We start from the raw sequence: 9532 nt of genomic DNA on the forward strand, positions 1-9532 counted from the left end.
GCCGCCATCGGCCGATACATCGACGGCTTCTACAATCCTGTCCGCCGCCATTCCGCCCTCGACTTCACAAGCCCTGCGCAGTTCGAGAAGATGGCCGCTACCTGACCTAATGCCTCTCCCCTAAAGCGGGGCAAGTCCAAAACCTATCGGCGCGCAGATAGCTACGCCCGACCCGCCGATCGACATGCGCGCCGGCGTCGCGCGCGGCCCGTCCGTCTGGTTCGGCGAAGAGAGCATCGAGATGACGCTGGCCAACGACGCCCACGACTTTACAGCATCGCTGATCCAGTTCGGCAATACTCCGGAGCGGTCGGTCGTCAAGGAAGACGAGAATGCGCAGCTATCGTCAGTGAACCGGGGGCTCCGTTGACGTGGCAGCGGCGTAGCTCTCGCTGCCTGAACCTGCGCCCCCGCGCAAGGCCCTGGGGAGCGCCATTCGTCGGCGCCGTCGCTGGCGCACTTGCGGGGAGGTGCATCAGCTGATCGACCTCGACCTGCTGAGCCTGGACCATCAGATTGAATGCATGCACCGGCGCTACATCAGCGCGTCCAACCCTGGCTTTGCGTCTGCGCGCTGATGCTGATCTCACCGAAGATATCGTTCTGTTGCAGGGTCAACGCACCATCCCGTCCGAGCTCGAGTGCCGCCAGCAGCGTGCTGGCGAGGGCCGCCCGCCGTTGCAGGAGCGTTCGTGCCCGCTCGCCGCTGTGCGGCACGAAGTGCGCAAGCGGCGCGCCCTCTCCTGGCAGTACTGCCAGCAGATCGCGGATCCTCGCTAGCGCGTCCGGCACGCGCCAGAGTGGCGGCGGGTTCGGCCGGTAGACGCGCTGGCGCATTGGCAGGGCGATCAGCCGGAGGCAGGCGCGCAGCAGCTCGGTGATGTCGGCCAGCGGCACCGGCTGCGGCTCCGCCTCCCGCGCACCCCGCCCGTAGACCTCCCGGCCCAGTTGCGGCCTTTCCTCCAGCCAGCTCGCCATCGCCCGCACCGCCGCGCGGTCGGCCAGCCGCCGCCGCAGCGCCGCCGCCTCCGCCTGCGCCGCCCGGTCCGCCTCGGAGCCGGCCGGCAGCAACAGACGCGAGCGCAGCAGGAGCAGCCAGGCAGCCATCACCAGCCAGTCCGCCATCTGCGACAGCGGCACCTGCCGCCCTGCGATGGCGCGCTCCACTGCCGTGCCAAAAGCCTCGGCGAGAGCCACGACCGAGATGGCGGCGAGGTCGACCCGCTGCGCCCGGGCGAGCTCCAGCAGCAGGTCGAGCGGCCCCTCATAGGCGCCGAGCCGTACTTTCGGCGCGCCGGAGTCTCTCACCTCCGGGCGCTGCGGCCCGTCGAGGAGGGAGGTACCGCCGTCAGGGTCCATCGTAGAGCGGCCGGAGGTCGAGGCGCAGCCGGGGCCAGCGGGCGCGCAGCGCCAGCAGCGCCGGCCAGGGGGTCCAGTCGGCCGACCAGAACCCGGCCCAGTAGAGACCGGAGTCGCGCCGGCGCGCCCCGCCCCGCCCGCCGATCGGCAGCTCCACCACGCCCCGCAGCGCCTCCGTCGTGCCCCAGTGCTCCCAGAGCCAGGCATGGCTCTCCCGGTGGTCCGGCCCGAGCCGCAGCAGACGGTCGGGCACCGGCAGCAGCCGGTGCAGGTCGAGCGGGCAGGCGCGGCTCTCCGGCGCCCGCTCGGCCACCAGCTGGCCCCGAGCCTCGACCGCATCGCGCAGCTGACCGGCGAGGATCCGCGCGCCCTCCAGGCTGATCGTGCGGCCGGCCGGCGGCGGTGGGGCGAGCAGCAGGTGGAACCAGCGCTCGGCCGCGGCGCCCGCGTCGTGCGTCCAGGGGATCAAGCCCGCGCCGGCGGCCGCCGCCCGGAACGCGGCCACCGTCTCCGGCGTCCCCGTCACCCGCAGGTGGTGGTAGAGCCAGTCGGTGTCGGCCGGCGCCGGGAGCTCGGCCGTCCCCTCCCTTTCCCGCGCCGCGGCCGCCGGCGCCGCGGTCACAGGTCGAGCAGCCTGGTGGCGCTCTCCGTCACCAGCTTCGCACGGCGGACGTAGCCGCGCATGGTCTTGAGGTCGCGGTGACGGGTGTGGTCCATCACCTGCTCGTCGCGGGCGCCGGCCATGTAGGCCTCGGTAACGAAGCCGGCGCGCAGCCCGTGCGGCGACAGCCGCTCGCCGCCCTCGACCGTGATGCGGGCGGCGAGGGCGCGCTTGCGCAGGATGTCGCGCACGGCATCGCCGCCGAGCGCGCGGTGCTCGATCGTTCCCCAGCGGTCGATCTTGCGGAACACCGGGCCGTAGCGGCAGTCGGACCCCGCGAGCCAGGCCTCGAGCGCGCGCACCGGACAGGTCTCGGGGCGCTTGCCGCGGGTGATGCCGAGCTCGACCCCCCGGCCCTCCTGGTCGGACTTGGAGGTGGGGATCAACAGCCGCAGCCCGGCCTCGGTGAAGCGCAGGTGCTCGCGTTCCACGGCGACGAGCTCGGACCGCCGCAGCGCCCCGGCAAACCCCAGCAGCAGCAGCGCCCGGTCGCGCAGGCCGGCGAGGTCGCCACCACAGGCGGCGACGAGCTTCTTCAGCTCGGCCGAGGTCAGGGCGGCCGCCTGGCGCCTGCGGCTGCCATGGGTCCGGAAAATGCCGCGCAGCGTGGTGCGGAGGACGGGATGGCCGGCGGACCAGGGGAGCGCCCGCAGGCGATGGGCATGGCCGATGGCGGCGAGCCGGCGCTCGAGGGCGGAGCGGCTGTAGAGCGGCGCCTGGGCGGCGAGATAGGCGGCGACGGCCGCAGGCTCGGCCGGCAGCGGGGCGCAGCCGGCGGCCTGGCACCAGGCGGTGAAATGGGCCCAGTCGCAGGCGTAGGCGCGCAGCGTCTCGGGCGCCAGCGCTTGCCGGGCATAGGCGCGGGCGGCGGCCAGCGCCTCCGTCGCCACCGTGGTGGGCGTCGTGGCGGTGGCCGCTGCACGGACCGCCACCGGCAAGGGCGCCTCGCTCATCGCGCCGCCTCGGCGCCCAACAGGCGGACGTCATAGGCGGACAGGGCGGCGTCGGTGCTGACCAGGGTGAGATCCTCGACCTGCGCCTGCGCCACGAGCATGCGGTCGAAGGGGTCGCCGTGGTGCCGCGGCAGGGCACCGGCGGCGACGCCGTGGGCGGCCCGGATCGGCAGGTGCTCCATCCCGGCCCGCTCGAGGATCGCGTCGATCCGCTCGAGCGGGAAGCGCAGCCGTCCGAGCGCCGCCTTGATGGCGATCTCCCAGACGGAGGCCGCACTGACCAGGGCTTCGTTGCCCGGCGCCGCAACAGCGGCCGCGACGGCCGCGGGCAGGCGTGCGGTGTCAGTGACGGCCCAGATGAGGATCTGGGTGTCGAGCAGGAGCCTCACGGCGCCTTGCCATCGAAGGCGCGCGCCAGGTCGTCGGGAAGCGGCGCGTCGAAGTCGGGCCCGACCCAGACCTCGTCGCCGAGGAAGCCGAGCTCGCGCGGCCGGGTCCGCACGGCCAGCGGCACCAGGCGGGCCAGCGGGCGGCCGCCCTTGGCGATGACGATCTCCTCTCCGGCGGCGGCGCGGTCGACCAGGCGGGAGAGCTGGGTCTTGGCCTCGTACAGATTGACCTGGGACATGCGCGGCTTCCTGACCAAGGTTGGTCTTGCCGTTCCAGTAGCGCGCCTGGTCAGACTTGGTCAAGGAATGAAGCCCCTGCCCTGCCGGCTGGATTCTGGCGGTTCTCCGCCATTGCGGCAAGCCTCTCCTCACACGCGGTAAGGGAGACTTATCGCGGGTGATCTTATTCCCCGCGACGGCTTGGATCTCAGGAGCCGTTCGCAATGAGCTTTGTGGGGCCTCCTAGTTTGCGGCCGATAATGGAGGTTTATCGGACGCACCCGCCAGGGTTCTGCATGACCCCCCTGCCCCGCTGGGCGCCGCGCTCCGGCGCGCCCTGCCGGCCCCCCATAGCCTCGCGGACACCGCCGAACGGGCGCGGGACTACCCCATCAGGCCCGCGCCGAAAGCACGCGGCGCAGTTGCGCCATCGACCGGGCGGACTGGCAGCTTGGGTGCCGGAGCCTGTTGAGGAATCGGGTGAGCCCACAGAGCCTCCGGGGAAAGGAGTGAGCGGGTCGGGGAAACGAGTGAGCGGCTCGACGAAAAATCAACGAGTCGCGGCGCTTATCCCGAGGAAAGCGGTGAGCATTCTAATAATAGAATCTCTAATATCTTCCACTAGTTCGCTCACTCCTTTCCCCGGCGACACTTCGCGAGACCTAGGGCAAAGTCTGAGGACGATGGGAACGGTACACGACCTGATTGAGGCAAAAGGCCGCAGAGGCGCTATCGCTGCGGGCATTGAGCGCGCTGTCGTCGAGGCAGCGTCAGCCTACCTGTCCGACGAGGACTCAGGCCTCGGATTTGCCTATAGCGGATGGGCCCAGTGCGCCCTCCCTCACAAACGGCTCAAGGACGACGCCCCCTGGGGCATCGTTTCGGAGCGGGTAAAGCTTATGGTGGAGCCGGGACGCCGCCAAATCGTAGCCTCGGACGGCAGCCAGAGCTTCGAATTTGTAGGCGTACCTTTTGGAAGCCACGCCCGCCTCATCCTGCTCTACCTCCAAACCGAGGCCCTCCGAACCGGCAGGCGGGACGTCGAGTTGGGCAACTCTATGCGGGGATGGCTGGCCCGCGTCGGCATTCCTGCTGGTGGTATGACCGGCAAGAGTGTCCGAGACCAAGCCGAACGCATCAGCCGCTGTAAGCTGACCCTTCGACATCTCCATCGGTGGCCGTAGCTCTGGCCTAGTGCAGCAGACCATTGTGGATAGGGCCTTGTTCATTGAGGCAGACGACGGCGCGACCCAAGGCCGGCTCTCACTGGAGACGGCCAAGCTATCGGAAGGGTTCTTCGAACAGCTCAGGAAGCACCCCGTTCCGCTCGAGGAGGCTGCTATCAAGGCGTTGTCGAATAACGCTCCTGCACTCGACGTCTACCTCTGGCTCGCCTACCGGCTGCATGCGCTTAAGGGGAACCGGTTGGTCCCCTGGGGAGCGTTGAAGGCCCAATTCGGAACCGGATTCTCAAAGCTCTACCACTTCAAGAACAAATTCCCAGGAACGCTCGCGCTGGCGACCGCCGTCTACCCTGCCGCCAAGGTCGAGATCACAGAGGAAGGCGTAGTCCTGAATCCTTCTCGCCCTCCGGTCACGCCTAGGCTCCTGGCTACCCGGTAGATCTCACTCGTTTCCCCACTTTAGGCGCGGCCGGGCCAGAACATGGGCCAAGTCTCTTATGCCCGTGGGTCCCCAATCAGGGGCAGGTCAATGCGAATGCGAATCCGTTGTCTAGCAGCAGGGGCCGCTTCTTACAAAACGACCTTGACCATGTGTCCTCCCCGGCTCCCCGACGACGATGCCAAAGGTAAGGAGGGCACACTCTCCCCTGCCCCGTTGTCAGTAGCCCCTCTTCCGGAGCCACTCGTCCACCGCCACCTCGACAATGCTCTGTTGCTTCCGCCGTGTGTGAAACGCGGCCGCGCGGAGCCGGTCCTGCAGATTAAGCGTAAGCCGCACGCTCACGGTAGTCCTGGGTTCTACCTCCAAAGGAGCTTCGTCGAACTCGCCCCGCAGTTCAGGATCGCCGTGCGCAGCAGGGCTGCGCAGCGGGGCTGTCTGCCTGGTTGCCGGCGCCTCTTCCGGGCGCGTCTCTGAGGCGGTGCCAGCGGCCGCTCTAGCAACTTCCGGAAGCGGGTGCTCGCCCTGCGCGGCCGAAAGGGTGCTGCCCTCCCCAGCGCTGTCCGCGGCGGACACTACTGCTGCGGGCGGCCGTGGCGGTGGGGTATCCGCCATCGGTGAGTTCGGCATTAAGGGAGTCGCTGAGCCCTTAAGGGCGCGTGGGATGTCGAGGCTTGTGAGGTCAGGCTTGCGCTTGGACATGGTTAGCTCGCTAAAAAGCATGCTTGCTGTCATGCTTGCTGGTCATGAAATAGCTATGCTGGCCGGGCCGTCTTGGCTCTTGCAGCCTTGGCTGGCTTCGAAAGAGTCCCTCTGCCGCCGCGCGATAGACGGCTCGACAGGTAGGTCCAGAGCTCCGCGATCTCCTGCGCGGGTGAGCTTTTTGGGTCCACCTCCACCACTGTCTGACCGGCAATACCGGAGGCCGGGATGGTGTCAGAGCGGTGGATGATGGCGGGTGCGACGGTCCCATGCTGGCTCAGCACGATGGCCGCCTGTCCGGTAAGTCGCGCCTTCCTCGTGGCGGAGTTGATGACAAAGACAAGTGGCTTTCCCTCGCCCTCCACGATGTCGATCGTTGCGCCGAGCGCATCGAGATCGTCGGGACTTGGCCGAGCCGGGATGACGACGAGGTCGGCGAGGCGGACGACGTCGCGGATGAGGGCGGTCGCCTGGGGCGGGGTGTCGAGAAATACGTGGCGGAACCCGGCCTTGCGGAGGCGCTCGATGTTCTCCGGCAGAGCCTCAAGGGTGGATGAAACGAAAATCGGCGTCTCGGCCGCTCGCCGGTTCCACCACCTGGCGAGGCCGCCCTGCGGGTCGGCATCGATGAGCGCTACAGGCCCCTCCCCTACCCTTTCGGCCTCCACGGCTAAGTGACGCGAGAGGGTCGTCTTACCCGCCCCACCTTTCTGACTAGCCAGCACAATTACCTGCATGCACGCTATCCTCCTAGCTTGAATGCCAGCTTGCAAGCATGCACAGCCTCACTCTGCCGTCGGCGATGAGTGTCTTGCCTCAGGATTCATGTCAACAGAATGCCGCCAGTATGCATTAAAGCGGAAAGGCGGGCCGTGTTGTAGGTAAGACTGCTTGCTTGCTTGCAAGCAAGCAGTCTTGCCGCGGTCGTATAGCGGCCCACTACGAACATCTCCCGGCGCCGCCCACCCTGATCCCTCAAGGTGGGCGGCCTGCCACTTGCCACCCATCCTTGTCCGCAGCCGTAAAGCCAGACCCTGCAGGTTCAGGCGGCCCTTCCAGTACCGAGCCGCCTGATCAGTTCCCGGGGAGGGAGCCGCCGCCTCGTCCAGCGCGCGGCGCGGGCATCCGTCTTCCGGTGTCGCGGGTTCCAATGGCGGTGCCCTTTCTACCCGGATCCTCATATCCATCATCGGGTAGAAGGCGGAGCTGCACCGAGCCTTCAGGGCGCTCCTCCGCCGGCATCTCCAGGGGGATCGGCCAGAAGCATTCGGCGTCGCCTTCGTCGCCCCGCAGCGCCAGGAACACCACCCGCTCCACTCGCCCGGCTTCGCCGGTCTCGACCGCGATGCGGAAGACCAGTCCCTCGGCCTCTTCCTCACCGATGGCAAGCGAAAGCTGACTGGCTTCCTCCTCGTGCCGGCGCAGCGTGCGCACTGAGGGCTCGTCGGCCAGGCCGCGGTAGAAGCGGACCGGGACATCCTCGATGAGGAAGACGAAGTGGTTGGACTCGTCGAGCACGCCCAGCCAGTTGAACGAGCCTGAGGAGGCCGCTCGGGCCAGGCGGTTGCGGCCAAAGGCAAAGGCGCGGCAGCCAACCGACCAGGGATCATCGCCCAGTTCGTAGGAGGCCATGGCCAGGGCATCGCGGCGGGCATTGACCAGCATCCGCGCGCAAATCCGCAGCCGGTCCTCGGTCAGCGCCGGGTGGATATCCCAAGGCAGCCGGGCAGAGGCAGGTGAGGGGGGGCCATTCATCTGTGTCGCGGAGGATAGGCGGTTCAGGCAGCCGCGGACAGCATTTCAACGGTGCCGTCCGCATGTGTAAACGTCCGGAGCACGTGGCGCCGCTGCCGCATCCGACGAGCGGCACATCGCGTTTCATTGCAAACTTGAAAGTACATGCTCGCAGCCCCATATATGGTGCTCGAGAGGCCACGACCCCGCCCGGCTCCGCGACACCCTCGCTCCCCGAACGCAACCCGTTCATCCTTGCGGACGAGGCTGCCTGAGCCAGCCAAGCGTTGGATCTGGCATTGGCAATGGGTCTGCTGGCCATTCCCGCGCCGCTCCTGCTCCGGCAGGGGAGGGGCCGCTGCCTCTCGCCACCCCTGTCATCTCCACCTGGGCGGACATGAGCCGCGTCATCCCGACGCCGCCCATGCCCGGCACCGCGCATCCGGCACTGAGCCGGCCGTTTCTGCGAACCATTCCCTGCCAGCGGTGGCACGGAGATGGTCGACGACAGGGTTCAACCGGCGCCGCCCCGGATCAGCCGGGGAGGGGGCGCCGGTCCGCTGCGTCACGACGCGGCGTCGGCGTGGGCCGTCTGCCCACGCCCGCCCCACACCAGCCTGGGTTCAGCCCGGCCGACCCGCAGCGGGCCCTCCGGGGCCGGCCGAGGCAGCGGTCGGCCTGAACCTCCGTGTGCCGTCTCCTCACCCTTCTCCGCCCCCTCCCGCTGGTCTCGGCAGCTCCCAAGCCGACCGTCGCGGCCCCTTGAGCAAGGCCGAACCCAGTGCTGGAGATCCCATGACCACCACCCTCAGCTACCAGGGCAGCCCCATCCGCTTCCGCGGCGCCATGCTGAACCTGACCGACATGTGGCAGGCGGCAAACCGGCCGCCCAACCGGCGCCCCTCCGACTGGCTCGCCCTCGAGGAGACCGGGCGCTTCCGCACCCATGCAGGCACCCACGCGTCCGACGCCGACGACCTGTTCGCGCCAAATGCCGGCCTCGCCGGCATTTGCCACCTCGACACCGATGGCCTCGTCGCCACCGTCCGCGGCCACCAGGGAGGCACCTGGGCACATTGGCAGCTCGCGCTGACCTATGCCCGCTACCTCTCGCCGCCGTTCCACCTCTGGTGCAACACCGTCGTCCGCACCGCCATGCAGCGGCCGGACGAGGCACCCGCCGCGGGCCAAGACCCGCTGCGGGCGCATCTCGACCAGCAGTTCCAGCGGCTGCATCGCCGGCTCGACATCCTCGATGTCCTTGACCGGCATGCCGCCGACCTGATGTTCCTGCAGCTCTCGGCGCAGGACCTGCTGCTCGGCGCCAGGCGGAACTTCTCGGCGCTGAGCCAGGCGGCCATCACCCGCGCGGTGGCGGCCGAGCCCTTCGGTGGACGATGCCCCTGCTGCGACAACGCGCCCGTCCTCACCGAGGCGGGCCGGCCGGTGGCCGGCGCCGAGTTCGACCACTTCTTCCATCGCGGCCTGAACCGACCGGAGCATGGCTGGCTGATCTGCGCGGACTGCCATATCGAGCTGACCCGCAGCGGCTACCTGCTGCGGTTCAGCCACATGCCGCGCTTCCGGGCCTTCCAGGCGGCGGTGCTCGAACAGCGCCGCCACAGCCGGATGCGCCACAGCAGCACGACGGAATAGCCGCCCCTCATCCAGCCCTCCCCAGCGGAGGGCGCCCAGAGCCCCATGGCCTCAATACGAGGTCATGGGGCTCTTCGCGTTCGGAGCCAGGGGCCACTGGACTTGCCCCGCTTTAGGGGAGAGGCATTAGGTCAGGTAGCGGCCATCTTCTCGAACTGCGCAGGGCTTGTGAAGTCGAGGGCGGAATGGCGGCGGACAGGATTGTAGAAGCCGTCGATGTATCGGCCGATGGCGGC

At 68.7% G+C, this 9532-nt stretch carries 11 protein-coding genes; 4 read left to right on the forward strand and 7 right to left on the reverse strand.

Going from position 1 to position 9532, the window contains the following annotated elements; translation table 11 throughout:
- Positions 1–184 precede the first annotated feature (184 nt).
- A complete protein-coding gene (locus LHA35_RS26765) occupies positions 185–370 on the forward strand; it encodes a hypothetical protein (protein ID WP_226614146.1) in 186 nt (61 codons plus the stop codon).
- Positions 371–540: 170 nt separating this feature from the next.
- Here LHA35_RS26765 and LHA35_RS26770 read toward each other — a convergent pair whose 3' ends face one another.
- The 5 genes from LHA35_RS26770 to LHA35_RS26790 are packed head-to-tail and all read right to left on the reverse strand — an operon-like array spanning position 541 to position 3601.
- Positions 541–1359 carry a segregation/condensation protein A gene (locus LHA35_RS26770; RefSeq protein ID WP_226614148.1) on the reverse strand — a complete coding sequence of 273 codons (819 nt, stop codon included), beginning with the start codon at positions 1357–1359 and terminating at the stop codon, positions 541–543.
- On the reverse strand, positions 1349–1981 hold the full coding sequence (locus LHA35_RS26775) for a hypothetical protein (protein WP_226614150.1): 633 nt from the start codon (positions 1979–1981) through the stop codon (positions 1349–1351). The genes LHA35_RS26770 and LHA35_RS26775 overlap by 11 nt, the downstream gene beginning before the upstream one ends.
- On the reverse strand, positions 1978–2973 hold the full coding sequence (locus LHA35_RS26780) for a tyrosine-type recombinase/integrase (protein ID WP_226614151.1): 996 nt from the start codon (positions 2971–2973) through the stop codon (positions 1978–1980). The genes LHA35_RS26775 and LHA35_RS26780 overlap by 4 nt, the downstream gene beginning before the upstream one ends.
- A complete protein-coding gene (locus tag LHA35_RS26785; RefSeq protein WP_226614154.1) occupies positions 2970–3362 on the reverse strand; it encodes a type II toxin-antitoxin system VapC family toxin in 393 nt (130 codons plus the stop codon). Before LHA35_RS26785 ends, LHA35_RS26780 begins: the two co-directional genes overlap by 4 nt.
- On the reverse strand, positions 3359–3601 hold the full coding sequence (locus LHA35_RS26790) for a type II toxin-antitoxin system Phd/YefM family antitoxin (RefSeq protein ID WP_226614155.1): 243 nt from the start codon (positions 3599–3601) through the stop codon (positions 3359–3361). Before LHA35_RS26790 ends, LHA35_RS26785 begins: the two co-directional genes overlap by 4 nt.
- A gap of 879 nt (positions 3602–4480) precedes the next feature.
- On the opposite strand from LHA35_RS26790, the gene LHA35_RS28845 reads away from it, so the two are divergent.
- Together LHA35_RS28845 and LHA35_RS28850 are read left to right on the forward strand one after the other, a co-directional pair.
- Positions 4481–4765, forward strand: a complete 285-nt coding sequence (locus tag LHA35_RS28845) for a replication protein RepA (RefSeq protein WP_264185825.1) — start codon at positions 4481–4483, stop codon at positions 4763–4765.
- A 10-nt stretch (positions 4766–4775) separates the two neighbouring features.
- The gene (locus LHA35_RS28850; RefSeq protein ID WP_338051004.1) at positions 4776–5204 is read left to right on the forward strand and encodes a replication protein RepA; all 429 of its coding nucleotides are present in this window, start codon (positions 4776–4778) and stop codon (positions 5202–5204) included.
- 755 nt (positions 5205–5959) lie between these two features.
- Here LHA35_RS28850 and LHA35_RS26800 read toward each other — a convergent pair.
- Positions 5960–6643 carry a ParA family protein gene (locus tag LHA35_RS26800; protein WP_226614157.1) on the reverse strand — a complete coding sequence of 228 codons (684 nt, stop codon included), beginning with the start codon at positions 6641–6643 and terminating at the stop codon, positions 5960–5962.
- 337 nt (positions 6644–6980) lie between these two features.
- On the reverse strand, positions 6981–7661 hold the full coding sequence (locus tag LHA35_RS26805; RefSeq protein WP_226614159.1) for a hypothetical protein: 681 nt from the start codon (positions 7659–7661) through the stop codon (positions 6981–6983).
- 774 nt (positions 7662–8435) lie between these two features.
- Here LHA35_RS26805 and LHA35_RS26810 point away from each other — a divergent pair.
- Positions 8436–9296: a KilA-N domain-containing protein gene (locus LHA35_RS26810; RefSeq protein ID WP_226614160.1), complete on the forward strand. Its 861-nt coding sequence runs from the start codon at positions 8436–8438 to the stop codon at positions 9294–9296.
- Positions 9297–9532: the final 236 nt, after the last annotated feature.

This window comes from Roseicella aerolata (assembly GCF_020523605.1).
Taxonomy (GTDB): Bacteria; Pseudomonadota; Alphaproteobacteria; order Acetobacterales; family Acetobacteraceae; genus Paracraurococcus; species Paracraurococcus aerolatus.

Excerpts from the sequence above, each read along its gene's own strand:
- LHA35_RS26765 (WP_226614146.1), top strand. The coding sequence starts at position 185 with ATGCGCGCCGGCGTCGCGCGCGGCCCGTCCGTCTGGTTCGGCGAAGAG.
- LHA35_RS26805 (WP_226614159.1), bottom strand. The coding sequence starts at position 7,661 with ATGAATGGCCCCCCCTCACCTGCCTCTGCCCGGCTGCCTTGGGATATC.
- LHA35_RS28845 (WP_264185825.1), top strand. The coding sequence starts at position 4,481 with ATGGTGGAGCCGGGACGCCGCCAAATCGTAGCCTCGGACGGCAGCCAG.
- LHA35_RS26780 (WP_226614151.1), bottom strand. The coding sequence starts at position 2,973 with ATGAGCGAGGCGCCCTTGCCGGTGGCGGTCCGTGCAGCGGCCACCGCC.
- LHA35_RS26800 (WP_226614157.1), bottom strand. The coding sequence starts at position 6,643 with ATGCAGGTAATTGTGCTGGCTAGTCAGAAAGGTGGGGCGGGTAAGACG.
- LHA35_RS26790 (WP_226614155.1), bottom strand. The coding sequence starts at position 3,601 with ATGTCCCAGGTCAATCTGTACGAGGCCAAGACCCAGCTCTCCCGCCTG.
- LHA35_RS26770 (WP_226614148.1), bottom strand. The coding sequence starts at position 1,359 with ATGGACCCTGACGGCGGTACCTCCCTCCTCGACGGGCCGCAGCGCCCG.
- LHA35_RS26810 (WP_226614160.1), top strand. The coding sequence starts at position 8,436 with ATGACCACCACCCTCAGCTACCAGGGCAGCCCCATCCGCTTCCGCGGC.